Origin of the sequence: Limnohabitans planktonicus II-D5 (assembly GCF_001270065.2) — a bacterium.
Classification (GTDB): domain Bacteria; phylum Pseudomonadota; class Gammaproteobacteria; order Burkholderiales; family Burkholderiaceae_C; genus Limnohabitans_A; species Limnohabitans_A planktonicus.
The window spans coordinates 86,445-111,142 of the sequence record NZ_LFYT02000004.1 but is presented as its reverse complement, the minus strand read 5'-3'; the positions used below and the strand labels follow the sequence as shown (position 1 = coordinate 111,142).

23 protein-coding genes and 1 pseudogene are annotated in these 24,698 nt (G+C 59.8%); 15 read left to right on the top strand and 9 right to left on the bottom strand.

Translation table 11 applies throughout. The features are described from left to right. Positions 1–10: 10 nt before the first annotated feature. Positions 11–445: an Hsp20/alpha crystallin family protein gene (locus tag H663_RS24990; RefSeq protein ID WP_053169709.1), complete on the bottom strand. Its 435-nt coding sequence runs from the start codon at positions 443–445 to the stop codon at positions 11–13. 406 nt (positions 446–851) lie between these two features. Next, the gene (locus H663_RS42040) at positions 852–1,073 is read right to left on the bottom strand and encodes a hypothetical protein (RefSeq protein WP_205872680.1); all 222 of its coding nucleotides are present in this window, start codon (positions 1,071–1,073) and stop codon (positions 852–854) included. A 75-nt stretch (positions 1,074–1,148) separates the two neighbouring features. Between H663_RS42040 and H663_RS24980 the strand changes: the two genes are divergently transcribed. The 6 genes and pseudogenes from H663_RS24980 to H663_RS24955 all read left to right on the top strand — a co-directional run bounded on the left by H663_RS24980 (position 1,149) and on the right by H663_RS24955 (position 8,060). Beyond that, positions 1,149–1,793, top strand: coding sequence for a LemA family protein (locus H663_RS24980; RefSeq protein ID WP_240620370.1), 645 nt, complete (start codon positions 1,149–1,151; stop codon positions 1,791–1,793). A gap of 2 nt (positions 1,794–1,795) precedes the next feature. Continuing rightward, on the top strand, positions 1,796–2,626 hold the full coding sequence (locus H663_RS24975) for a TPM domain-containing protein (RefSeq protein ID WP_053169715.1): 831 nt from the start codon (positions 1,796–1,798) through the stop codon (positions 2,624–2,626). A 190-nt stretch (positions 2,627–2,816) separates the two neighbouring features. Beyond that, positions 2,817–5,480 carry a DNA mismatch repair protein MutS gene (gene mutS, locus H663_RS24970; protein WP_053169717.1) on the top strand — a complete coding sequence of 888 codons (2,664 nt, stop codon included), beginning with the start codon at positions 2,817–2,819 and terminating at the stop codon, positions 5,478–5,480. Between the two features lie 4 nt (positions 5,481–5,484). Beyond that, a pseudogene (locus H663_RS42465) lies at positions 5,485–5,676 on the top strand (lipase family protein); the annotation flags it as partial. A 135-nt stretch (positions 5,677–5,811) separates the two neighbouring features. Continuing rightward, positions 5,812–6,573: an alpha/beta fold hydrolase gene (locus tag H663_RS41530; RefSeq protein WP_420844036.1), complete on the top strand. Its 762-nt coding sequence runs from the start codon at positions 5,812–5,814 to the stop codon at positions 6,571–6,573. Positions 6,574–7,193: 620 nt separating this feature from the next. Then, positions 7,194–8,060 (top strand): CoA transferase, encoded by an 867-nt coding sequence (locus H663_RS24955; protein WP_053169719.1) that lies wholly within the window; start codon positions 7,194–7,196, stop codon positions 8,058–8,060. 199 nt (positions 8,061–8,259) lie between these two features. On the opposite strand, the gene H663_RS24950 is transcribed toward H663_RS24955, so the two are convergent. Genes H663_RS24950 through H663_RS24940 form a run of 3 tightly spaced genes read right to left on the bottom strand, consistent with a single transcriptional unit; the run spans position 8,260 to position 10,850 of the window. Next, on the bottom strand, positions 8,260–9,072 hold the full coding sequence (locus H663_RS24950) for an enoyl-CoA hydratase (RefSeq protein WP_053171431.1): 813 nt from the start codon (positions 9,070–9,072) through the stop codon (positions 8,260–8,262). A 31-nt stretch (positions 9,073–9,103) separates the two neighbouring features. Continuing rightward, positions 9,104–9,601, bottom strand: coding sequence for a nuclear transport factor 2 family protein (locus H663_RS24945; RefSeq protein ID WP_053169721.1), 498 nt, complete (start codon positions 9,599–9,601; stop codon positions 9,104–9,106). A gap of 25 nt (positions 9,602–9,626) precedes the next feature. Continuing rightward, the gene (locus H663_RS24940) at positions 9,627–10,850 is read right to left on the bottom strand and encodes an MFS transporter (RefSeq protein ID WP_053169723.1); all 1,224 of its coding nucleotides are present in this window, start codon (positions 10,848–10,850) and stop codon (positions 9,627–9,629) included. Positions 10,851–11,066: 216 nt separating this feature from the next. Here H663_RS24940 and H663_RS24935 point away from each other — a divergent pair, with 216 nt between their 5' ends. The 5 genes from H663_RS24935 (at position 11,067) to H663_RS24915 (ending at position 14,958) form a co-directional block, all read left to right on the top strand. Continuing rightward, on the top strand, positions 11,067–11,423 hold the full coding sequence (locus tag H663_RS24935) for a hypothetical protein (RefSeq protein ID WP_053169725.1): 357 nt from the start codon (positions 11,067–11,069) through the stop codon (positions 11,421–11,423). Positions 11,424–11,520: 97 nt separating this feature from the next. Further along, on the top strand, positions 11,521–12,900 hold the full coding sequence (locus H663_RS24930; RefSeq protein WP_165803857.1) for a VCBS domain-containing protein: 1,380 nt from the start codon (positions 11,521–11,523) through the stop codon (positions 12,898–12,900). Then, positions 12,824–13,906 (top strand): tyrosine-type recombinase/integrase, encoded by a 1,083-nt coding sequence (locus tag H663_RS24925; protein ID WP_133239966.1) that lies wholly within the window; start codon positions 12,824–12,826, stop codon positions 13,904–13,906. The genes H663_RS24930 and H663_RS24925 overlap by 77 nt, the downstream gene beginning before the upstream one ends. 69 nt (positions 13,907–13,975) lie before the next feature. Continuing rightward, positions 13,976–14,473, top strand: coding sequence for an antitoxin Xre/MbcA/ParS toxin-binding domain-containing protein (locus H663_RS24920; RefSeq protein ID WP_083451039.1), 498 nt, complete (start codon positions 13,976–13,978; stop codon positions 14,471–14,473). Next, complete coding sequence (locus H663_RS24915; RefSeq protein ID WP_053169733.1) at positions 14,473–14,958, top strand: RES family NAD+ phosphorylase; 486 nt, start codon at positions 14,473–14,475, stop codon at positions 14,956–14,958. The genes H663_RS24920 and H663_RS24915 overlap by 1 nt, the downstream gene beginning before the upstream one ends. 363 nt (positions 14,959–15,321) lie before the next feature. Here H663_RS24915 and amrS read toward each other — a convergent pair whose 3' ends face one another. Together amrS and amrB are read right to left on the bottom strand one after the other, a co-directional pair. Continuing rightward, on the bottom strand, positions 15,322–16,413 hold the full coding sequence (gene amrS / locus H663_RS24910) for an AmmeMemoRadiSam system radical SAM enzyme (protein ID WP_053169735.1): 1,092 nt from the start codon (positions 16,411–16,413) through the stop codon (positions 15,322–15,324). Beyond that, on the bottom strand, positions 16,403–18,091 hold the full coding sequence (gene amrB / locus H663_RS24905; RefSeq protein WP_205872679.1) for an AmmeMemoRadiSam system protein B: 1,689 nt from the start codon (positions 18,089–18,091) through the stop codon (positions 16,403–16,405). Before amrB ends, amrS begins: the two co-directional genes overlap by 11 nt. A 1,200-nt stretch (positions 18,092–19,291) precedes the next feature. On the opposite strand from amrB, the gene H663_RS24900 reads away from it, so the two are divergent. Continuing rightward, positions 19,292–19,534 carry a hypothetical protein gene (locus H663_RS24900; RefSeq protein WP_053171094.1) on the top strand — a complete coding sequence of 81 codons (243 nt, stop codon included), beginning with the start codon at positions 19,292–19,294 and terminating at the stop codon, positions 19,532–19,534. 78 nt (positions 19,535–19,612) lie between these two features. Here H663_RS24900 and ychF read toward each other — a convergent pair whose 3' ends face one another. Then, entirely contained in the window at positions 19,613–20,704 is a 1,092-nt protein-coding gene (gene ychF / locus H663_RS24895) for a redox-regulated ATPase YchF (protein WP_053171097.1), read from the bottom strand. Positions 20,705–20,825: 121 nt separating this feature from the next. On the opposite strand from ychF, the gene H663_RS24890 reads away from it, so the two are divergent. The 3 genes from H663_RS24890 to H663_RS24880 are packed head-to-tail and all read left to right on the top strand — an operon-like array spanning position 20,826 to position 23,192. After that, entirely contained in the window at positions 20,826–21,995 is a 1,170-nt protein-coding gene (locus H663_RS24890) for an FAD-dependent monooxygenase (protein ID WP_053171661.1), read from the top strand. A 34-nt stretch (positions 21,996–22,029) separates the two neighbouring features. Further along, the gene (locus H663_RS24885) at positions 22,030–22,737 is read left to right on the top strand and encodes a DsbC family protein (RefSeq protein WP_053171100.1); all 708 of its coding nucleotides are present in this window, start codon (positions 22,030–22,032) and stop codon (positions 22,735–22,737) included. Continuing rightward, positions 22,734–23,192: a DUF3429 domain-containing protein gene (locus tag H663_RS24880; RefSeq protein ID WP_053171102.1), complete on the top strand. Its 459-nt coding sequence runs from the start codon at positions 22,734–22,736 to the stop codon at positions 23,190–23,192. The genes H663_RS24885 and H663_RS24880 overlap by 4 nt, the downstream gene beginning before the upstream one ends. Positions 23,193–23,543: 351 nt before the next feature. On the opposite strand, the gene H663_RS24875 is transcribed toward H663_RS24880, so the two are convergent. Then, entirely contained in the window at positions 23,544–24,665 is a 1,122-nt protein-coding gene (locus tag H663_RS24875; protein ID WP_053171106.1) for a 3-deoxy-7-phosphoheptulonate synthase, read from the bottom strand. Positions 24,666–24,698: the final 33 nt, after the last annotated feature.

The following is a 24,698-nucleotide window of genomic DNA, read 5'->3' as shown; positions in this document are numbered from 1 at the left end:
AGCCACTTCATCAGGAAATTTTGAGGGTATGACTTTGCTCGCTGGGTTTTTTGGGCAACGTCAGGTGCAAAACACCGTCTTCGTATTTCGCAATGGATGCAGCCTGATCCACGCTTTCATTGAGCGTGAAACTGCGCGTCACACTGCCAAAGTAGCGCTCAGAGCGAATCACTTTGGCACCTTCTTTTTCTTCCGTTTCCTTCTTTAGTTCGGCGCACAGGGACACCTGGTTGCCTTCCACAGACACCTTGATGTCTTCTTTCTTGACACCTGGAATTTCGACTTTGACAAAAAAATTCTTGTCGTCTTCCGTCAAATCCAGACGCATTTGGGGTTCGCCCTCCAGCATGCGGTACATCGGACGCAAGGCAAAGCCTTTGAAGAAATCGTCGCTGAAAGGGTCGCGCATTTCGCTGAAAGGGTTGAATCGTGCGAGGTTGCTCATGGTGTGATCTCCATTCAATGAATCGCAGCAAGATCGCTGCATGACTGGGTGCAGGCAGGAATACTCCTAGCTGCACAGGGCCGTCTCCAAACAACAGCCCCAAGCACACTGTCTTACCGGCTGACGCGGGTGTCTGTTGCCCCATTCACACACCACGGCGACTTGAAGGCCACGCCTTGCGCTACATCTGTTTCTTTGCGCTAACACATAGAAAACAGGGCATTTCCTCTTCAGCATGCAGGCTGTTGGTCAGCGCACTATTGATCCGGCACGCTGAACTTTGAAATGCGTGAAAAATGTCACCTCGTAGGTCGGCACTCGCAGAGTCCGACATGATGGGTTTGGGCACAGACCCCTGTCGGGGTCTTCGACCGCCGACCTACAACATCTTTGAGGATTGAAAACTTCACAGGGCCGAATCCATAGAAGTGGTGGAAGGCCTGCAGTTGGCGTATCGCAACATGGGCAATGTCAAAACCTCTTCGTCAAAACTCGCGACCAGCAACAAGGTCGGACTAGTCACTTTACCCAACACGCTCTGCCCCGCCAGATCGGGCCATCCACCGCGTGAGACCACGGCATGCACCTGCTGCGCCATCACTGAGCGTGTGAACTGCCGCACAGCCATGCAAAGCCCGCCTGATTAGGCTGCCCTGACTGGTTGCGCCCACAACGCACCGCCACAACCCGATGGAGATGAGTCATGAAGTCAGCATTTCAACGCTGGATCGCCGTGTTCCTGATGCTCAGCACTTTGAGCTTGACAGGTTGCGGCTACAACCAGTTCCAAACCAACAACGAGCAAGTCAAAGCCAGCTGGTCCGAAGTGCTCAGCCAATACCAGCGCCGGGCTGATCTGATTCCCAATTTGGTCAATGTGGTCAAAGGCCAGGCCGACTTTGAACAAAGCACCTTGCAAGCTGTGGTCGAGGCCCGCGCCAAAGCCACTGCCGTACAAGCCTCGCCCGAGCTGGTGAACGACCCGCAAGCCTTTCAAAAATTCCAGCAAGCTCAAAAGGAATTGTCCAGCTCCTTGTCCAGATTGCTGGTGGTGTCAGAAAACTACCCCGCCTTGCGGGCCAACCAGGGTTTCATTGACCTGCAAGCTCAACTCGAAGGCACCGAAAACCGCATCGCCGTGGCGCGCAATCGTTATATCAAAGCTGTTCAGGACTACAACGTCACGGTGCACACCTTTCCTTCCAACTTGACCGCCTGGGTGTTGGGCTACAAGGAAAAACCCAACTTTTCGGCAGACAATGAAAAAGCCATTGCTGTTCCTCCTCCCGTCAACTTCGGCACAGGCGCCACACCACCCAAAGCCCCCAGCTCCAGCGCGGTGCAGTGACCATGTGGCGGTCGGTGGTGGCCTGTGGACTGGTGCTTTGCGCCCTGCTGGGTTTTGCTGCACACGCGCAAGTGCCCACATGGGTGCCCGTGCCGCCATTGACGGGCCATGTCATTGACCAAACCCACACCCTCACCGAAGAGCAAAAAACCCAGATCGAACAAGCCCTGACGGCATTCGAGCAGCGCAAAGGCAGCCAACTGGCGGTGTTGATGGTGCCCAGCACCCAACCCGAAACCATTGAGCAATATGCCCTGCGGGTGGCGGAGCAATGGAAACTGGGGCGACAAAAAGTGGACGATGGCGCGATTTTGCTCATTGCCAAAGACGACCGCACCGTGCGGATCGAGGTGGGCTATGGGCTCGAAGGTGCCTTGAACGACGCCACCTCCAAACGGATCATCGAAGACATCATCACCCCCAACTTTCGCCAAGGGGACTTTGCGGGCGGCATTTCTGCGGGCATGAAACGCATGATGCGCATCATCGACGGTGAGCCCTTGCCCGCCAAAGCGGCAGGCCAATCCGCCAGCCCCTACACCGACATCACCTGGATCATTGTGGCGGGCGCGCTCCTGGGCTTTGTCCTGCGTGCCATCCTGGGTCGATTTCCGGGCGCCATCATGACCGCCGTCATCGTGGGCACCGTCAGCTGGCTCTTGCTGGGCGTGCTGTCCATGGCCCTGATTGCTGGCGGTATCACCATGGTGACCACTTTTCTGGGCATCACCGGCTTGCTCAGGGCCCGGTTCGGTGGACGGGGTGGCCCCGGCGGGGGCTTCAAGGGGGGCGGTGGTGGTTTTGGCGGCGGTGGCTCATCGGGCAGGTGGTGACCCCGCCTGATCATTGCAGGCCTTCGAGCACAGGCAAAGGACAGGATTTGCCCCCGGAACAATAAATTTTGAGCCGCAAATTTATCGTTGGCATTTTTAAAGATAATTTGACCAGCCTGAATCACCCTTATCCCCGGGATTTTTTCTTGCGCAGCCTGATGCCGTCGCGGAAAAATTTGGCCAATCATTGATGCAAAACGATATCCCCCACGCCCCAAAGCCCGCACTCGACCTGTCAGCCCACACGCCCATGATGGCCCAATACCTGGGCATCAAGGCGGAGTTTCCAGACACGCTGGTGTTCTACCGCATGGGCGACTTTTACGAGCTGTTCTTTGCCGATGCCGAAAAAGCCGCAGGCTTGCTCGACATCACCCTCACACGCCGGGGTCAGTCGGCCGGGCAGCCAGTGCTCATGGCGGGCGTGCCCTTCCATTCCGTCGAAACCTACCTAGCCCGGCTGATCAAGCTGGGCGAATCGGTGGCTCTGTGTGAACAGGTCGGCGACGTGGCCACGGCCAAAGGCCCGGTCGAGCGCAAAGTGGTGCGCGTGGTCACCCCCGGCACCCTGACCGACACCGAACTGCTGTCCGACAAAAGCGAAGCGATTTTGCTGGCCGTGCACCAGGCGGGCAAAAACCGCTGCGGCCTGGCGTGGCTGAGCGTCACCCAAGGCGTGGTGCACCTGGCCGAATGCGCACAGGACGAGTTGGCCGATTGGGTGGACCGCATTGCGCCCAGCGAGCTTTTGGCCAGCGCGGGCATGACGCCCACCTTTGAGCAAAAGTTGCGCGGCCTCAAAACCGCAGGCCGGGGCAGCTGGTCCTTTGCCATGCGGCCCGATTTTCAGTTTGATGCGGGTCTGGGCCAGCGCAAGCTGCTGGAGCAACTGCAAGCCGCGTCGCTGGCCGCCTGGAGCGCCGATGCGCTGGCCGACGCGCACGCCGCAGCCGCGGCCCTGCTCACTTACGCCGAACACACCCAGGGCCGCAGCCTGCCGCATGTGCAGCGTGTGCAAGTGCAGCGCTCTGACGCGCTGATTGACCTGCCCGCCAGCACCCGCCGCAACCTGGAGCTGACGCAAACCCTGCGCGGCGAAAGCGCGGCCAACTCACCCACCTTGTTTGCGCTGCTCGACACCTGCATGACCGGCATGGGCAGCCGATTGCTCAAAAGCTGGCTGCTCAGCCCACCGCGAGATCGGCAAGTCGCCATCGACCGCTTGCAAGCCCAAGCCGTTTTGCGCGGCGACAGCGGCGCTGGCGCATGGAGCGGTCTGCGTGAACAACTCAAAGGCGCAAGCGACGTGGAGCGCATCACCGCCCGCACCGCGCTGCGCCAGGTGCGCCCGCGCGAGCTGGTCGCCCTGCGCCATGCGCTGGCGCGTGCGGCTGGTCTGTCGTTGCAAGTGCAGGCCCTTCAGCCTGAGCCCGGCAGCTTGCTGGCCGGCATGGCCCGCTGGCTGACCCCGCCCACACATTGCGCCGAGCTGTTGCAAATGGCACTGCTCGAAGAACCCGCTGCGCTGGTGCGCGATGGCGGTGTGATCGCCGATGGCCTGGACGCCGAGCTGGACGAGCTGCGCGGCATCCAGACCAACTGCGATGCGTTCTTGCTCGACTTGGAAACCCGCGAAAAAGAGCGCACGGGAATCGCCAACCTGCGCGTGCAGTTCAACAAAGTGCACGGCTTTTACATTGAGGTCACACAAGGCCAGCTCGACAAAGTGCCTGACGACTACCGCCGCCGTCAGACCCTGAAAAACGCCGAACGCTTCATCACGCCCGAACTCAAAAGCTTTGAAGACAAAGCCCTGTCGGCGCAAGAACGTGCTTTGGCCCGCGAGAAGTGGCTCTACGAAGGCCTGCTCGACCAACTGCAGCCCTTTGTGCCCGCGCTCACCGAATTGGCCCAGGCCATGGCCAGCCTGGACGTGCTGTGCGCCCTAACCGAGCGCTCTTTGACGCTCAATTGGTGCGCTCCGGAGTTCACCAAAGAGCCATGCATCGAAATACGCCAAGGCCGCCACCCTGTGGTCGAGGCGCGGCTGGCACAGATGTCGGGCACCAGCTTCATCGCCAACGACACGGTGCTGGGCACCCGCCAGCGTTTGCAAATCATCACCGGCCCCAACATGGGCGGCAAATCGACCTACATGCGCCAGGTGGCGCTGATCGTGCTCTTGGCCAGCATCGGCAGCCATGTGCCCGCCAGCCGCTGCCGCCTCGGGCCGATTGACGCCATCCACACCCGCATCGGCGCGGCCGACGACCTGGCCAACGCCCAATCGACCTTCATGCTGGAGATGACCGAGGCCGCGCAAATCCTGCACAGCGCCACGCCGCACAGCCTGGTGCTGATGGACGAGATCGGGCGCGGCACATCGACCTTTGACGGCCTGGCTCTGGCCAGCGGCATCGCCACGCACCTGCACAACAAAACGCAGGCCTTTGCGCTGTTTGCCACGCACTACTTCGAGCTCACCGAATTCCCGGCCACACACACCGCCGCCGTCAACATGCATGTGAGCGCCGCCGAATCGGGCGCGTCGATTGTGTTTTTGCACGAGCTGCAAGCCGGCCCGGCCAGCAAAAGCTACGGCGTGCAAGTGGCGCGGCTGGCGGGCATGCCCGCGGCCGTGCTCAACCACGCCCGCCACGCACTGAGCGCGTTGGAGGCCGGAGCCAATGAAAGCCGCCAGCAGGTGGACCTGTTCGCCGCCCCGCCCGAATCCGAAGCCACAGGCCCCAGCCCCATCGAAGTGGCGCTGGCGCAAATCAACCCCGACGCACTCAGCCCCCGTGAAGCGCTCGACGCCCTGTATGCCTTGCAGCGCCTGCTGCCCAAACATTAAACACATGCAGAAGCCACCCCGCATCATCTTCTCGCACGGCAACAGCTTCCCGGCCAGCACCTACCGGGTCATGCTGGACAGCTTGCGCCAGCGCGGCTTTCAGGTCGACGCGGTGGAGATGTACGGGCATGACCCGAAATACCCGGTCACCAACAACTGGCCCTATCTGGTGCAGCAACTGGCCGACTTTGCGCGTGACAAGCAAAACGACTACACCGCAGCCGCACTCGCCGTTACTGCAAGCGAAGCCCGGCAATCCCTGGATCGCTTCGTTCCTAGCAATGACGGAGTTGATAGATTCCCCGCCTCTTCAAGCGAAGCCCGGCAATCCCTGGATCACTTCGTTCCTCGCGATGACGGCGTGGAGAGATTCCCCGTTACTGCAAGCGAAAGCCGTCAGTCTCACGATGGCGGCGCTGGTCTATTCCCCGTCACTGCGAGCGAAGCGCGGCAGTCCACGCAGGCTGCCCCACAAAGCCCGAATGGCCCATCAGAACCCGCCTTTCTCGTCGGCCACTCGCTGGGCGGCATCTTGAGCCTCATGTGCGCTGCCCGCCACCCCGAGCTGGTGCGCGGTGTGGTGCTGATCGACTCACCCGTGCTGGGCGGTTGGCGCGCCACCACTTTGGGCCTGGCCAAACGCACCCCCCTGATTGGGGCACTCTCCCCCGGGCGCATCAGCCAAAAGCGCCGCAACCATTGGCCCGACGCCCAAGCCGCCCTCGAAAGCTTTGCGCACAAAAAATCCTTTGCCCGCTGGGACCCGCAGGTGCTGCGGGACTACATTGAGTTCGGCACGCACGACGAAGGCGGCCAACGGGTTCTGAATTTTGACCGCGACATCGAAACCGCCATCTACAACAGCCTGCCGCACAAACTCGACAGCCTGCTCAAGCGCCACCCCCTCAAATGCGCTGCGGCCTTCATTGGCGGCACGCACTCAGCCGAAATGCGCCAAGCCGGTGCCGATCTGACCCACCAGGTCGTCAAAGGCCGCATCATGATGCTCGACGGCTCCCACCTCTTCCCCATGGAAAAACCCATCGCCACCGCAGCCGCCATCGAGGCCACCCTGCGCAATCTGGGGGCTTGAACTGTCCTGCGAGAGGCCTGTCTTTTGCAGGAGCCCACCCGGCGAGCGACCCACGAGATCATGCCCTCGCAGGTCGGCGGCTTCAGCCACGACGAGGGCCTGTGCCAAAGCGTGCAAATGTCGGACTCTTTGAGTACCGACCTACGGCGCGGTATTGGTAGGTCGGTGGTCAAAGACCCCGACGCTGCCTTGTGAAGGGTCATGCCCTTGCAAGCGCAGCGGGTCATCGAAGAGGTGTCGGACTCTGCGAGTACCGACCTACGGCGCGGTATTTGTAGGTCGGTGGTCAAAGACCCCGACGCTGCCTTGTGAAGGGTCATGCCCTTGCAAGCGCAGCGGGTCATCGAAGAGGTGTCGGACTCTTTGAGTACCGACCTGCGGCGCGGTATTGGTAGGTCGGTGGTCGAAGACCCCGACGCTGCCGTGTGAAGGGTCATGCCCTTGCAAGCGCAGCGGGTCATCGAAGAGGTGTCGGACTCTTTGAGTGCCGACCTGCGGCGCGGTATTTGTAGGTCGGTGGCTTCAGCCCCGACGAGGGCCTGTGCCCCTTCAGCGCAAGTGACAGTGCCCCGTCAGCGCCTTGCACATAATGCTGAAGCAACAATTTCAAGATCAACAACATGCCATCCACAAAACCCCTTCGCGGCGTTCGCGTCGTCAGCCTCGCCCTCAACCTGCCCGGACCTGCCGCCCTGATGCGCCTGGCCGAGATGGGCGCCAGCTGCACCAAGATCAACCCGCCTGCTGGCGACCCCATGCAGCACTACACACCCGACGGTTACGCGCTGATGCACAAGGGGGTGAAACACCACACCCTCGACCTCAAAACCGAGCCCGGACAAGCCGCCTTGCACAAACTGCTCCCCAAGACCGATGTGCTGCTGACCTCATTCCGCCCCTCGGCCCTGACCAAGCTGGGCCTGAGCTGGAAAACCCTGCGCAAACAATACCCCACGCTCAGCCTGATCGAAGTCGTCGGCGCCCCAGGCCCGCTGGCCGAAATTCCCGGACACGATTTGACCTACCAGGCCGAAGTGGGTTTGGTCAACGGCATGGACTTGCCTCCGAGTTTGTTTGCCGACATGGGCGGTGCACTCATGGCCAGCGAAGCCACGCTCAAGGCCATCATCTCGCTCAAGACCACGGGCAAAGGCTCGCGCCACGAAGTGGCCCTGTCAGACGCCGCCGCCTGGCTGGCCCTGCCGCGCCAGCTGCGCATGACCACGCCCGACGGCGCGGTGGGCGGCGCACACGCGGGCTACCGCATCTACGCCTGCAAGAACGGCCGCGTGGCCGTGGCGGCGCTGGAGCCGCACTTTGCCGTGAGTCTCTGCGAAGCCGCAGGCGTCCCACTGACCCACCCGGTCAAGGACCTGTTCAAGCCTGCGACCCGCAAAGCCATAGAAACTTATTTGGCCAGCCAGACACGCGCACAGCTCGACAAACTGGCGACGGAAAAAGACATCCCACTGATGACGCTCAAGTGAGTCAGCCCTGCGACCTGCCCTTGTGGGCACTGCACGCTGAAGTTTGAAATTTGCTCGCCGGCTCCCCGTAGGTCGGTGGCTTTAGCCCCGACATTGCTGGCTTCGGCGTAGGTTAGATGTCGGGGCTGAAGCCACCGACCTACAACATCTTTGTTCCTTAAAACTTCGCAAAGCCGGAATACACGTCTTTCCCCAAGCCTCATTTACCCGTGAATTGCGGGGCGCGTTTTTCCATGAAATGCGCCACCCCTTCGCGAAAGTCATCGCTGGCAAAACTGCGGGCCATCTCGGCGTTGGCCTGGCGGGTGTTTTCTGCCAGCGTCTGAAACGGCGCGTCGTACTGCTGGCGCTTGATCACCGCCATCGAGCGCGGCGACACGTTGTCCACCAAATCACGCGCATAGGCATACGTCGCTGCAGCCAATGCATCGGGTGCAAACACCTTGTTGACCAAGCCCATGGCCTGCGCCTCGGGGGCCAACACCTTGCGGGCCGACAGCAGCAAGTCCATCGCGTTGGCGTGGCCCACGATGCGGGGCAGCATCCAGCTCAGGCCGTGTTCGGCAATCAAGCCGCGCCTTGAAAACGCGGTGGTGAACACCGCGTTGTCGGCCGCAAAACGGATGTCGCAATACAAGGCGTGCACCAGCCCAATGCCTGCGGTTGCACCATTGAGCATGCCAATCACCGGCTTGGGGATCGCCGGGTAAAAGCCGTAACGCGTCTGGTAGTCCAGCCGCTGGTTCACATCAAAAGCCCGCGTCCAGGTGGTCGCGGTGATGTCGCTCGGGTCCAGGCCCTTGAGCAAATCCATGTCGGCCCCGGCGCAAAAGCCCCGCCCTGCACCCGTGAGCACGATGGCACGCACGCCCTCGTCTGCGGCTGCGGCGTCCATGGCTTCGCGCACCTCGCGCTCCATCACAGCGGTCCAGGCGTTGAGCTTGTCCGGGCGGTTCAAGGTGATGGTCGCGATGCGGTGCTCCACGCTGTAAAGGATGTCTTGGAAACTCATGGCCACGCCTTTCAAAGAAGGATTGAACAAATCAAACGGTGCGCTTGCCACGGGCCAAAAATGCCTGGGTGGCAGGCTGGTCAATCAACTGCTGGCTCCAGCGCTTGAGCACCTTCTCCAGGCGCGGCGCAGCCACCCCCAGCTGCACCATGGCCACACCGCCATTGACCGATTCGCTGTAATCGCAAATCAGCCCGTCACGCAGCTCAAAGCGGCTGATGCCGTCGATCACCACCTGCCGCCCCGCAAACTCGGGCACCCGTGAGGTGAAGCTCGACAAAGACCGCGCATAGGCCACCTGGCCATTGCACACGGGCTCAAACATCTCCCAGCGGTAATCGGGCCCGGCATCGCGGTGGAACAGGTCGTTCATCATGTGGGCGATGTCGGCGCGGCCCGTGTGGTCGCCGTAGATGTAGTCGTGGTAAACGCCATCGGACGTGAAACACTGCGCAAAAGCCTCGCCATCGCCCGCTTCGGCGGCGGCCGAAAACCGCTTGAGCAATTCTTCAAACTCAGCTTGTTCCATGCTGTTGTCTCCTCTGTTTTTAAAATCAATCGGGCAAAGGCTCAGGCAAGCGCTTGAGCGTCCTGATCTTGGACGCACTGATGATGATGGCCTGCAGGCCAAAGCCCAGCACCACGCACCACAGGCTCACCGACACCGGAAAGCTCACCCCCACCACACCGCCCAGCGCCGCCCCCAAAGGCCGTGCGCCTGTGCTGGCCACAATGTTGATCGACGTGACCCGCCCGATCATGGCGCGAGGCGTGACTGTCTGGCGTAGCGTGGTCGAAGTGATGGTCCAGATGATCGGCCCCACCCCAAAGAAAAAGTAAGACAGCGCCGCCAGCCAGCCCTGCGGCCAATACAAGGTCAGCGCCATGGTGACTGCCGCCAACACCGAAAAATAAGGCCCCAGCAAAATCGCCTGCCCAAACGGCAGCGCTCGCACCACACGCGGCGCCAGCAATGCCCCCAAGATCATGCCCACGCCATACAAAGCCAGCGTCACGCCCACGCCACTGGCGTCCAGCCCCAGGTCGTGGATGGCATAGGGCACATAGGCCGCTTGCAGCATGAACCAAGAAATGTTCCAGGCAACCGAGCAAAACATCATGGGCCTGAGCAAGTCGCTCTGCCATACCCACTTGGCACCGTCTTGCAACTCCAGCAAAGGGTGACGCGCGGGCATGGCAGCACGGGTGGGCTCGACAATGCCACGCAGGCACAACACCGCCGCCACCGACAACATGCCCGACAGCACAAACGCCGCCGACGCCCCGGTCCACGCGATCAAAGCCCCGGCCAAGGCCGGGCCTGCCGCAAAAGCCGCGCTGCGCGCCAACTCCAGCCGCCCATTGGCTTGCGCGAGGCCATCGACCTGCACCAGCGCAGGCACCAACGAAGGCGCAGCCACGCTGAAGGCCACCGTGCCCACGGCCGCCATGAAACCAATGATGGCCAAAGCCGCAATCGACACATGCCCCGTGACGATCAGCGCCAGCAAGAGCAGCAAAGCCAGCGCCCGCAGCGTCTCGGCCAGCGCCATCAAGCGCGTGCGCGAAGTGCGGTCGGCCAGCAGGCCCAGCGGCATGGACAACAACAAAAACGGCAGCGATTGGATGGAGGCCAGCAAACCAATTTCACCGGGACCTGCCTGAAGCAACAGCACCGCCACGATGGGCACAGCGGCCAGGCTAAGCTGCTCGGCTGATTGGGCCAACAGGTTGGACCAGGCCAGGCGCTGGAAGGATGCAGAAAACGCTGGGGACATCAAAAACCTTTCGAAAAAACATGCTAAAGCATCAACGGCCCAAAACGAGTCACGTTGGCTCACCGGGTCTGCCTTGCGTGGGTCAGGCTGTCTCCAAGACGGCTGCGTATGACCATTTCTTGGATCTGGTTGAGGATTTTTTCTGTGGCTGCGACAACCCAAATGGGTGCACCACGAACGATGGTCCGCATTGGGCGCGTCACGCCAGGCACGCCCATGTCTATGGAACTCGGTCAAATGCTCGTCAACGATTTAGCCAAACATGAGCGTGTCGTGTGTGATGGTTTCCCCGCTGCACCCGAACATCTGAGATGGATTCCCCCAGGATCGAGCATCGTGTTGGTGTTCTGTGACGAGGCCATGCGCGAGGAACGATTGAATCAAAGGGCATTGGACACAAGATTGGACACAAGTCGCGCCTGGACGCCTGGCATGCCCAGTGAGCGTGATGGATGGGTGGGGAACGTTTTCTCAGCCGCCAGGGGCTTGCCATTGACGCTCTCAGTGTTTGACAACAGCGGCCCCATGCCATCGGGGTTAGAGATTTTGTCGCGTCTTGTACAGATCTCATGAATTCAAGAGTTCCGATTATTGATATACCACTAAGATGCTAATCTTCAGGCGCAAAAACAGCAATTGTGCTTATCCAAATTGCATAGGTTGGTTCAACATGAAAAATTTGACTCTCACTGCTTTGGCCGTTTCTTCTTTCTTGACCGCTTGCGGTGGCGGCGGTGGCGGCACGAACAACACTTCCGCATCAATCAGCGGCACCAGTACTGGCACGACCGCTAAAGGCGCAAGCAACGCTGTGTCTGGCACGCTCACGATCACTGATCCTGACGCTGGTCAAGCTGTGTTCAAAACACCAGCCAGCTTTGCAGGCACCTATGGAATGTTCACATTCAATGCCTCGACGGGTGCATGGACCTACCTGGTGGACAACTCTAAGGCGGTTACTCAGGCTTTGTCTTCGGGCCAGGTGGTCTATGACACGCTCACTGTGACATCGAGCGATGGCACTGCTACGCAAGACATCAAGATCGCCATCAACGGCACAGCGGGGGGTAATGGAACTTCATCGTTGGTTACCAATGTGGCCCCCGCAACATATTCATCGTCTGACATTTATGCCGCTGATAAAGTGGCTCTGTTCAATCGACTCAACGATGACCGCAGCCGGTGTGGCTTTGGAAAGCTTGCACAGAATGAAAAATTGGATAAGGCTGCACAAGCCCATGCAGACTACTTGAAAATTAATAATTTGAATGTTCATACTGAAGTTTCTTCACTCGCTGGATTTACAGGCGAAACGGTTGCAATACGGGTAGCAAATCAAGGCTACATGCAAAACGCATTCAGTCCCGCCACAGAAAACATTTCCACACAACAGTTTGGGAATTTTTTCATAGGAGCACCGATTCCTTACTCAGCAACAGAAAAATCCGCAACTGTAAACTTGAAGCAGTTATATTCAACTGTTTACCATCTAAAGGCGTTATTTAATCAATCTATCGAAGTTGGATTTGGCGTGAATACTTCCCAAAACTCTTTTGATAGTTGGTTTAAAAGACTGGTAATTAATATGGGCATCCCAAGCACCACCAATCCAGCCGGTCAAAGAATCAAAAATGAAGATATTGTTTCATTCCCATGTGAATCAACTGGTAATTTAAGTCCAATATTTGGAAATGAAGACCCTAATCCATTTCCAGGTCAAGACCTTAGTCAATCGCCGTATGGAACACCTGTATATTTCATGACGGCCAATGGCACAACGCTTGAAATTACAAAGCAGTCGATCACGTTGAACGGTGGCCAAGCTGTCAATACAGTTATTCTTACGAAGGAAAATGATCCTCAAAAAACAACAGTAAATGCGATAGCCAGCAACGAAGCCTTCATTGTTCCCACTCAAAGACTTCTGGACAATAGCAGTTACACGGTGTACGTGGAGGGGAAAAACACTGGCAGTGTTTCAGCGACGAATCCTACGGGGTTTTTCACAAAGACCTTTACGTTTAGAACAAGCACTTACACCAGCGAATAATACTTTTCCTCCCTGCCCCAGTTGGGGCTTTAACGGCGCAGCACTTTTACTGCGCCGTTTTTTTTCGTCTATGAATCAGTTATTTGACTTGCGTGACCTTCTCGCTGTTTACACCCGATACAAACTCTTGAGGCCATCCACGGTGCGGTCCTACGAAGATGCGATCCGTTGCCTGGAACGCTTCACCGTGGCTGCTGCACCCCTTGAAGACTTGAATGTAGAAGTGCTGCTCTCGCACCGCGTTTGGTGCCTGGAGCGCATGCGGGCGACCAGCTACAACAAGCACCGTCGCCACCTTCGAGCATTGATCAATTTTGCCCTTGCTGAAGGCCACATCCAGTCCCAGCCCTTCGTCAAAGTTGGGCCAGCTCCTGTGGGCGTCAAGCGGCCGAAAACAGTCCCCTCCACTTGGTACAAGCGCACCATGGCCATACTTGAATCAGACAGTGTGAGCGGATTGAATCCAACAAAATTTTGGCGTTTGTTGTTTTCGGTGATGCACTTCACAAGCATGCGTCGGCGTCAGATTGTTGAACTGAAGTGGGAGCATGTGCTGCTCTCGCGTTCAGCCCTGCTTATGTCGTCAGATGGGTCAAAAACCCAACGGGAATGGCTTGTTCCTGTGCCAGCGTGGATCAGCCAGGAGTTGCGTGAACTACGTGCCGAGATTGGCCATAAGTCGGGCCTGCCGGTCAAGCCAGATGACCAGGTGTTTTGCCTGCCCTTGCTGACGCCAGGCAGGATCAAATCACCCCGAATGCTGGACGAGCACATCAGCCGCGCATTCGAGGCTTTGTCGCGGCATTTGGGATACACGGTGAGTGCGCACCGCGTGCGCCACACCAGCGCCACGGTGATGCTTGAGCGGAGCGGCAACATCAAGGCCGTGTCCGACATGCTGGGACATGCGGACATCAAGTTGACGGCCTCGACCTGTGTGCATCCCCGATTGGGGTCATTGAGGCGAGTTCAGCAAGCGCTCTCGGGGTACAAGCCGGTCGATTGACATGTCCCTACCGGGGTCGTCGCCTCCATAGGCTCATTTGGTCTATCATGAAGGCTCAAAGGAGTCATCATGCCCCGTCAATCCATTGAGTCTGCCAATAGAAAAACGCTTCCAATTGCGCGTAGAAAATCACCCCCCAAGGTCGATTACAAGGGCATTTTCCGAGCGTCTGCCGCTGAGCGGGTGCAATTGATTCGTCAGCGCGTCGCACCTGATGTTGTGGATATGACCATCATTGACATGGGAATCACGAAATCTTCTCTCTACATCACCCTGGATTTCCCGCCTTCCACCATGAAGCGCAAAACCTCCAAGGATGAGTTGCTTCCAACGGCATTGTCTGAGCGGATGATTGGTCTTCAAAAGTTGATTGGTCAGGTGCAGACCATGGTTGAAGAGTCTGGTAACCCCAAGGGGTTCAACGCCGCACACTGGATTGCTCAATGGCTTGAGCAACCCTTGGGAGCGCTTGGCGGGCAAAAGCCAGCGCATTTCATGGACACCATTCAAGGGCAGGAACTGGTGTCCGATGTGCTCGCTCGGATGCAGTCAGGGGCCTACGCTTGATGGCGTTTAACACTTGGCGAATAGCGACCGAGTCACCTCACTACAAGGCGAACAGTCTGTGTGGGACGGGTGCCAAGCAGACAGGGGGGCGGTGGAACAGAAAAGGCATGGCTGCCGTTTACACCTCAAGCAATATTGCACTGGCTTGTCTTGAGACACTGGTGCATCTGGGTGCCGCGAGCCTGCCGTTGAACCGATATCTCGTTCGCATCGATATTCCCCCCAATGTCTGGGCAAAACGACTGGAGCTTTCTCCATCGGATGTGCCTGTGGGGTGGGATGCAGAGCCCGCTGGCATGGCCAGCCTTGATGTGGGCGATCTTTGGATCAAAGAGCAAAAGCATCCCATCCTCGTGATCCCTTCGGTCATCGTGCCTGAAGAGACCAATGTGATCATCAACCCGGATCATTCACTGAGCCAAGGCATTCACGCACAAGTGATTCGCAAATGGCTCTATGACCAGCGGTTAAACAGTACGTCATGATGTCGAATCAGGTATCCCCGTACAACCCATCGTGCCACTTTTTTTCATGGCTCAGCGCCGGTGCTGGAATGGCGGTTTACCGGGGTATGGGTCCGGCGCGACTTCCCTGCGAGCTTGGATTGAAATCAATTCTGCATGTCGGATCTGTTGCAGCCGACCTATTGATCCGGCCCTTTGAAGTCTGCAGGGTGACTGCAGCCTTGCGCTTTGTGGGAGCTAGCCCTGCTGGCGATCAGACGCTTGTGGACCACAGGCTTTTCGCTTGGCTGCAAGCTCCCACAAAATCCTCCCAGCTTGAAACACACAGTTCAGACTTCATCAGGCCGAATCTATAAGGGGTGACTTGGCACCCCCCTCTTTCAGTCAAGGCGCCGCCTGAAACCGCACAGGAATGCGTTGACGTCCAAAAGGTTTGAAGGCCTGCCCCTCGGGCGCAAAGTGCCCAGGCAAGGGGTGCGCGCAGTGGCCGCAGCGGTTGCCCTGCAAGGCCTTGTGCGTGACCAGGTGCCAGTCACGCACCAACACGGGTGATTGGCATTGCGGGCAAAAGGTCGTGCCGCCTTGGGCATCGTGCACGTTGCCGGTGTAGACAAAGCGCAGACCCTCGCCCATGGCGATGCGCCGTGCACGGGCCAGCGTCTCAGGCGGGGTGCGGGGCCTGTCCTGCATCTTGTAGTCCGGGTGAAAAGCCGTGAAGTGCAGCGGCACATCGGGGCCCAGTTCACGCACCATCCAGCGCGACAGGGCCGTGAGCTCGGCATCTGAATCGTTGGCCCCGGGAATCAGCAAGGTGGTGACCTCCAGCCAGCAGTCGGTGGCGTGCTGCACATGCACCAGGGTGTCGCGCACGTTGCTCAAATCTCCGGCGCACCATTGGCTGTAGAAGTCCTGGGTGAAGGCCTTGAGGTCGATGTTGGCCGCATCCATGTGGGCAAAAAATTCACGCCGGGGCGCATCATGGATGAAGCCCGCGGTGACCGCCACCGACTTGACGCCTGCGGCGCGGCAAGCTTGCGCGGTGTCGATGGCGTACTCGGCAAAGATGACCGGATCGTTGTAGGTGAAGGCCACCATGGGCGTTTGCAGTTGCACGCAGGCGGCGGCAATGTCTGCGGGCATCACGCGCTGGCCCAGTTTGTCCACATCGCGGCTTTTGGAGATGTCCCAGTTCTGGCAGAACTTGCACGACAGGTTGCACCCCGCAGTGCCAAAACTCAGGATGCTGCTGCCCGGATAAAAATGGTTGAGCGGCTTTTTCTCAACAGGGTCCAGGCAAAACCCGCTCGAGCGGCCATAGGTGTCCAGCACCATCTGATCGCCCACGCGCTGGCGCACAAAGCACAAGCCGCGCTGCCCCTCGTGCAGCTTGCACTCACGCGGGCACAGGTCGCACTGCATGCGGCCATCGGCCAGCACTTGCCACCAGCGGGCGGGGTATGGGGCGTCAGGCTGCATGGTCCGCCTCGGTGAATTTTTGCACCCGGTACACCGACAGTCGCACCGCATCCGACCAATGGTCCGCAGGCAGTCCGGCCTTGCGCTTGAGCTGGGCCATGAACTTGCGCGGATCGGGCAGCTGCGCCCACACCTGCGGCAAGAACGTGCTGCGGTAGGCCCGCCCCTGGTGCTCACAGCTGAAGATCACCCCATGCACATGCGGCTGCAGCTGCCACAGGGCATGCGATTCGTTGGCAAAGGGTAGCGGCTCGGGTGCCGTCAAAACCGACACCTCAACGGCCAGAGTGGGTGCCTCCTGTGCTGTCACGGGGGCAAAGCGGGGGTCTTGCAAGGCGGCAGCCTGGGCATTGGCCAACACGTCATCGTGCAGAGCACGGTGCGCCTGCAAGCTGCCAATGCAGCCGCGCAGCTGACCCGCTTGTGTCAAGGTCACAAAGCTGGCACCTGGCGCTGACAACGCCACGACCTCGGGCGCTGGCACAGGCTCGGCCGCTGTGGCGCGGTGCAGACCATGGCGCGCCAGTTGCACAAGCTGAGCACCGGCTTGCGCGTCCAGACCATTTGCCGCGCTGGGGGCGGCATGTTCATACAGGGCAAAACTGGCATAACCCACCACGCGCTGGCGTCCTTCAGGTGTGTTGCCTGCCGTGTCGCCCGAGTTGCAATAACCCAGCTGCTGCACCTGCAGCCCTCTCGTGCGCGCCTGCAGCAAAGCGGCATTCAATGGCGTGGCCCCGCAGGCCTGCTGGTGGTTCAGCCCCACGCCCAGCGCCAGCACCTGCGCGCAGGTGGCCAGGTCCATTTGGCGTGCTTGCTCATAGGGGTGAAAGTGCGACAAATCCGTGCTGATGAGGATCAGCGTGTCGTCCCCGCCCCAGATGCGCGCCAGCAGCCGGGCCACGTCTTCTGGGGACACTGCCCCCACCAGCAGCGGCAAGACCCGGGGCATGTCCTGCCCGGCCCACAGCCGCTGAATGAAGGGCAAATGCACTTCCAGGCAATGCTCTTGCGCATGGGCTTGGGGCAAAGACACGACAAACGGCAAATCCGCCACGGCATGCGCGGCCAAAGAATCCACCTCCACAGACCCCAGGGGCGTTGCAAAACTGCCCACACCTGGCAGTGCCACGCCCTGCACGGACATGCGATGGGTCGGCCCCAGGATGACGATTTTGCGGATGCGCTGCAAGTGCGGGCGCAGCAAGGCATAGCCCTGGGCCGCCATGCCGCCCGAATACACATGCCCGGCATGCGGCAACACCAGCACCTTGGGCGGCGTGTCTGCTGCAGGGGCTTGCACGACCGTGGCTTGCGCCAAAGCGGCGTCCACATCATGGGCCAGTTGCGCGGCATCACCTGCATAAAACCGCCCGGCCAGTGCCGGTGGACGCGCCATGGCCAGGTAAGCCTGCGCCAACTCATGTTCCAAAGCCTGGGCCTGGGGCAGCTTCAAGGCCAGGTTGGCCGCCCGGTGCCTGGCAACTTCGACCAGGCCCACGCCCAATTCAACCCGCGCCAAATTGGACTCGATCTCTGCATCATCAGGGGCGTGCGCATGGGCTTGCCGCAAAAAAGCCAGCGCCTCTTGGCGCTGCCCGCCCTGCCAGGCCGCCAAAGCCTGCTGAACCCAAGCGGCCACGGGGTTGGATGAAGTGTGGTTCAACGTGTCTGACATGGTCCCGATTTCCTGCCAAAAATTTCACGGAATGATGACTGGCAAGCTTACTGCATGAACAGAACGGTCTACGCGCACCCATGTCGGGGTCTCCGACCACCGACCTACAAAAAACCAATGCCCCGTAGGTCGGTACTCGCAGAGTCCGACGTTTGTGGACTTGGGCGCTATTCTGATTCAACGTTTGTGGGCTTCTCAGGCCCATGTCGGGGTCTTCGACCACCGACCTACAAAAAACCAATGCCCCGTAGGTCGGTACTCGAAGAGTCCGACGTTTGTGGGCTTGGGCGCTGTCCTGATTCAACGTTTGTGGGCTTCTCAGGCCCATGTCGGGGTCTTCGACCATCGACATACAAAAAACCAATGCCCCGTCGGTCGGCACTCGCAGAGTCCGACGTTTGTGGGCTTGGGCGCGATCCTGATTCAACGTTTGTGGGCTTCACCAGGCCCATGTCGGGGTCTTCGACCACCGACCTGCAAATACATGTCCCCCTGTAGGTCGGCACTCGAAGAGTCCGACGTTTGTGGGCTTGGGCGCGATCCTGATTCAACGTTTGTGGGCTTCTCAGGCCCATGTCGGGGCCTTATACCACCGACCTACAAAAAACCAATGCCCCGTCGGTCGGCACTCGCAGAGTCCGACGTTTGTGGGCTTGGGCGCGATCCTGATTCAACGTTTGTGGGCTTCACCAGGCCCATGTCGGGGTCTTCGACCACCGACATACAAAAAACCAATGCCCCGTAGGTCGGCACTCGAAGAGTCCGACGTTTACCGCGCCAACCACGCGCCTCGTACATGTCTTGCCGGTTTGCCCACATCCGTCGGGGTCTGCGACCGCCGACCTGCAACTGCGGGCTTTTGTCGGGGTCTGCGACCGCCGACCTACAAAGCACCCCGCAGGTCGGCACTCGAAGAGTCCGACGTTTACCGCGCCAACCACGCGCCTCATTCATGTCTTGCCGGTTTGCCCACATCCGTCGGGGTCTTCGACCGCCGACCTGCAACAGCGGGCTTTTGTCGGGGTCTGCGACCGCCGACCTACAAAGCACCCCGTAGGTCGGCACTCGAAGAGTCCGACGTTTGTCAGCGTTGGCACAAGCCCCATGCCTGGCCAACATGTCCGTCGTGAACTGACAATATGTACAGCTGTCTTTTTATACAGTAAACTGATCAACCTCTGAAACACTCAGGAAGACAGCATGAAACAGCCATTCATCATCCATTGGGACGCCGCTTTGGACGCCCTGCGCTCAGCAAGCTGGGCCTTGCTGCTGGCAGGTGCGGTGCTGGGCCTTTTGGCCGATCCGGCCGAATCGGCCAATTCAGACGCGATGCACGCCTGGGCCAAAGGCGCCATCATGGCCGGCGCAGGCCTTTGGTCAGCCTGGGCTTTGCTCAAACCCGCTCAAGCCGTGCCGCCCTCGCAGCGGCAACAGATGTAAAAAAGCCCTGTCGAAACAGGGCTCATCACTTTGGCCAGCCCCGGTGGGGCCGTTGCCACAGAAGTTGCTGTTCAGCCCTTAGGAGCTGAACAGGAAGTTCATCACATCGCCATCTTTCACGACGTAGTCCTTGCCTTCGGCGCGCATCTTGCCCGCATCTTTGGCACCTTGCTCGCCCTTGTAAGTGATGAAGTCGTCAAACGCGATGGTCTGGGCGCGGATGTAGCCTTTTTCAAAGTCGGTGTGGATCACGCCAGCCGCCTGCGGACCGGTGTCGCCCACATGGATGGTCCAGGCACGCACTTCCTTCACGCCCGCAGTGAAGTAGGTTTGCAGGCCCAGCAAGGTGTAAGCCGAGCGGATCAGGCGGTTCAGGCCGGGCTCGTCCTGGCCCAGTTCCTTCAAGAATTCGAGGCGGTCTGCGTCATCCATCTCGGACAACTCGGCTTCGATCTTGGCGCAAATGGCCACCACGGGCGCGTTTTGCTTGGCGGCAAAGGCCTTGAGGCGGTCGAGGAAGGGGTTGTTCTCAAAGCCGTCTTCCGACACGTTGGCCACAAACATGGCGGGTTTGGCCGTGATGAAGAAGAACTGCTTGAGTTCGGCGCGTTCTTCCTTGCTGAAGTCGATGGTGCGTACCGGCTGGGTGTCGTTCAGCGCTGCTTGGCACTTTTCCAGGATCGCCATTTGCTTGACCGCGTCCTTATCGCCAGAGCGGGCGATTTTGCTCACGCGGTGGATGGCTTTTTCCACAGCGGCCAGATCGGCCAGGCACAACTCGGTTTGAATGACCTCGATGTCGGCAATCGGATCGACCTTGTTGGCCACATGGATCACGTTGTCGTCTTCAAAGCAGCGCACCACGTTGACGATGGCGTCGGTTTCGCGGATGTGTGCCAAAAACTTGTTGCCCAGGCCTTCGCCCGTGCTGGCTCCGGCCACCAGGCCGGCGATGTCCACAAACTCCACAATGGCCGGCACGATGCGCTCGGGCTCGACGATCTCGGACAACTGCTGCAAGCGCGGGTCGGGCACCTCGACCACGCCGGTATTGGGCTCGATGGTGCAAAAAGGGTAGTTCTCAGCGGCGATGCCAGCTTTGGTCAGGGCGTTGAAAAGGGTGGATTTGCCAACGTTGGGCAAACCCACGATGCCGCATTTGAGGCTCATGGAGGGCTTTCGGTGATTCGGAGGACAGCGGGCGATTTTAGCGGGTACCCTGTCCTGAAGTGAGCACGCCCCAATGTCCCCGGTGAGCGGCTGCGATGGGCGGCCTCCTTACAATGCAGCCATGGCATCTCAACCCGATATTTGCATCCGTGGCGCAGGCATTGTGGGCCGCACTTTGGCCTTGCTGCTGGCGCGAGAGCGGCTGCGCGTGGCGCTGGTCGACCAGCCGCCCAAGGCAACTGCGCCAGATGTTCGCGCCTACTCACTCAACATCGCCGCACAGCGCTTGCTGCAAGAGCTGCGCTGCTGGCCCGAGGGCACGGCCGTGACCCCCGTACACCAGATGCAGGTGTTTGGTGACCATGGGGGCGCATTGACTTTTGGCGCGCAAGACCTGGGCGCAGGCGAACTCAACTGGATGGTGGATGTGCCCGTGCTCGAAGCACGTCTGGCGGCTGCGGTGCAATTTCAGCCGCTGATCGAGGTGATCGACGCCCCGGTGGCCGCGCCCCTCACGGTGGTCTGTGAAGGCCGCACCAGCCAAACCCGCGCCGAGCTGGGCGTGGCCTTTGACATTGCCGCTTACCCGCAGCACGCCTTGGCCACTCGCCTGCACTGCGAACTGCCCCATGGCGGCGTGGCCCGCCAGTGGTTTGGCTGGGGCCATGTGCCCGGTTTGTCCGAGCCCCAAGCCGACATTCTGGCCTTGCTGCCCATGGGTGGCGAAGGTGGCCGCGACGTGGCGCTGGTCTGGTCGGTGCATCCGGCTCGGGCATTGCAGCTGCAAGCCCTGTCGGCTGAGGCATTTGCGCAAACCCTGGAACAGGCCTGCCACCTCACCCTGGGGCACATGACCCTGACAGCCGAGCGGGCCGTCTGGCCCTTGCAACTGGCCCGAGCCGAACGCTGGATTGGCCAAATGCCGGGTCAGCCCAAGCAGGCTTTTGCCCTGGCAGGCGATGCCGCCCACGCCATGCACCCCCTGGCTGGCCAAGGGCTGAACGTCGGCCTGGCCGATGTGGCCGAGTTGGTGCGCGTGATCCAAGCCAAGGAATTTTGGCGTCCCCTGCACGACCTGAAACTGCTGCGCCGCTACGAGCGCGCACGCCAAGCCGACGTGCAGGCCATGGGCTGGGTCACCGACAATCTGCAGCGCCTGTTTGCCCAGCCCGGCCCGGTCTGGCAAAACTTGCGCAATTGGGGCATGCGCGGCTTTGACCGCAGCGGCCCACTCAAACACTGGATGACGCGCCAAGCCATGGGCGCCACCAACACCCCTCCTGCGGCCTGAGCCCTGGCCCTGCAACACTCAGAAAAGAGATCCCATGAAATTTGTACGTCCGCTGTTGGTTTCGCTGTTGGCATTGGCCATCAGCCCGGTTTTTGCCCAGGAAGCCACCATCCGCAAAAACCTGTCCGAGCGCCTGAGCAACCTGCCCAAGATCGACGAAATCAGCAAAACGCCGATGAACGGGCTGTATGAACTGCGCATGGGCAACGATGTGATGTACAGCGACGCCGAAGGCAACTTCCTGATCCAGGGCGCGCTGATCGACGTCAAGCAAAAACGCAACCTGACCGAAGAGCGAATGGAAAAACTCTCGGCCATCCCCTTTGACCAACTGCCCCTGAAAAACGCTTTCACCCAGGTGCGTGGCAACGGCAAACGCAAACTGGTGGTGTTTGCCGACCCCAACTGCGGCTACTGCAAGCGCTTTGAAAAAGACCTGCAAAAGCTGGAAAACGTGACGATCTACCACCTGCTCTACCCCATCCTGGGTGAAGACTCCAAAACCAAGTCCAAAAACATCTGGTGCGCCAAAGACAAAGCCAAGGTCTGGAACGACTGGATGATCAACGGCACAGCCCCCGCTGCGGCCAACTGCGACACCGCTGCCATCGACGCCATCGTCGAATTTGGCAAAAAACAACGCATCACCGGCACGCCCACTTTGTTGTTTGCCGACGGCACCCGTGTGCCCGGCGCCGTGCCCATGGCCCAAGTCGAAAAACTGCTGAACGACATCAAATGATCCCCACCAAGCACCCTGAAGACAGCACCTGGCGCCTGATCCGCCGTTTGGGCTATGCCGGACTGATTCCCTTTGTTTTTCTGGCCCTGTGCCTGTGGCTGGTCGGGCCTGAGCTGCACCCCTATGTGGCGCTGTCCATGCAAGGCTATGGCGCGGTCATCGTGTCGTTTTTGGGTGGCATTCACTGGGGCGTGGGCTTTCGCAATGCGCTGATCACGCCTCAAGCACCGAGCATCCATTTCACCTGGGGTGTGGTCCCCACCCTGCTGGCCTGGGTGGGTGTGATGATGCCCGCCTTTGCTGGCCTGCCCTTGCTGGGCTTTATATTGATCGGCTGCTACGTGATGGACCGCCGCACCTGGCCCGCAGCAGGCCTGGCCCCCTGGCTGCCCATGCGCTTGCAGCTGACCATCGTGGCGTCGCTCAGCTGCTTTTTGGCCGCTGGCGCGACCTGATCTCCAGCGCTGGCTTTGTCGATTTGCAGGCGATTGTCGGGGTCTTCGACCACCGACCTACAACTGCGAGAAATTGTCGGGGTCTTCGACCACCGACCTACAACAAGCCTCTCCCCGTAGGTCGGCACTCGCAGAGTCCGACGTTTCTCATTCACCCACGCGGCCTGAGCGAGCCATATCAGTCTGCGGGCATTTGTCGGAGTCTTCGACCACCGACCTACAACTGCGTGGAATTGTCGGGGTCTTCGACCACCGACCTACAACTGCGGGGAATTGTCGGGGTCTTCGACCACCGACCTACAACAAGCCTCTCCCCGTAGGTCGGCACTCGCAGAGTCCGACGTTTCTCATTCACCCAGCGCGGCGTGCCTTCACCGCATCGGACAACACCTGCAAGACGCCTTCGCTGTCGTCCCAGCCAATGCAGGCGTCGGTGATGCTCTGACCGTAGGTCAGTTTCGCCACATCATGCTGACCGGGCGTGAACTTCTGGGCACCGTCCACCAGGTGGCTTTCGACCATGACGCCGAACACCTGGCGTGAACCGCCGCTGATCTGCGCGGCGATGTCCTTGGCCACGTCGATCTGGCGCTCATGCTTTTTGCTGCTGTTGGCGTGGCTGCAATCCACCATCAAGGTGGCAGGCAGCTTGGCGGCCTCAAGCTCCTTGCAAGCGGCTGCAACGCTTTCGGCGTCGTAATTGGGCGCTTTGCCGCCGCGCAAGATCACATGGCAATCCTTGTTGCCCTGGGTCTGCACGATGGCGACCTGGCCGTTTTTGTGCACCGACAAAAAGTGGTGGCCACGGGCTGCCGCCTGAATGGCATCGGTCGCGATCTTGATGTTGCCATCCGTGCCGTTCTTGAAGCCGATGGGCGCCGACAGGCCCGAAGCCAGCTCGCGGTGCACTTGGCTTTCGGTGGTGCGGGCGCCAATGGCACCCCAGCTGATCAGATCGCCAATGTACTGGGGGGAAATCACATCCAGGAACTCGCTGCCTGCGGGCAAGCCCTGGCGGTTGATTTCGATCAGCAGCTGGCGTGCGATGCGCAGGCCTTCGTCGATGCGGTAGCTCTCGTCCAGGTAGGGGTCGTTGATCAGCCCCTTCCAGCCCACGGTGGTGCGGGGCTTTTCGAAGTACACGCGCATCACGATTTCGAGTGTGTCGGCGTATTTTTCGCGCAGAGGCTTCAAGCGGCGGGCGTAGTCCAGGGCAGCGGCCGGGTCATGGATCGAGCAAGGGCCGATGATGACCAAGAGGCGGTCGTCCTTGCCGTGCACGATGTTCTGAATGGATTTGCGGGTTTGGGAAATCAGGGTTTCCGTAGCAGTGCCTGCAATCGGGAAAAACCGGATCAAATGTTCTGGAGGTGGGAGCACAGTGATGTCCTTGATGCGTTCGTCGTCGGTCTGGCCGGTGCGGTCTGCTGCATGGGGATACCAGCTCTCTGGTGCGGTGGTTTTGGCATTCATCTTGGACTCCTCAGATTGGAAAAAACAGGTGAA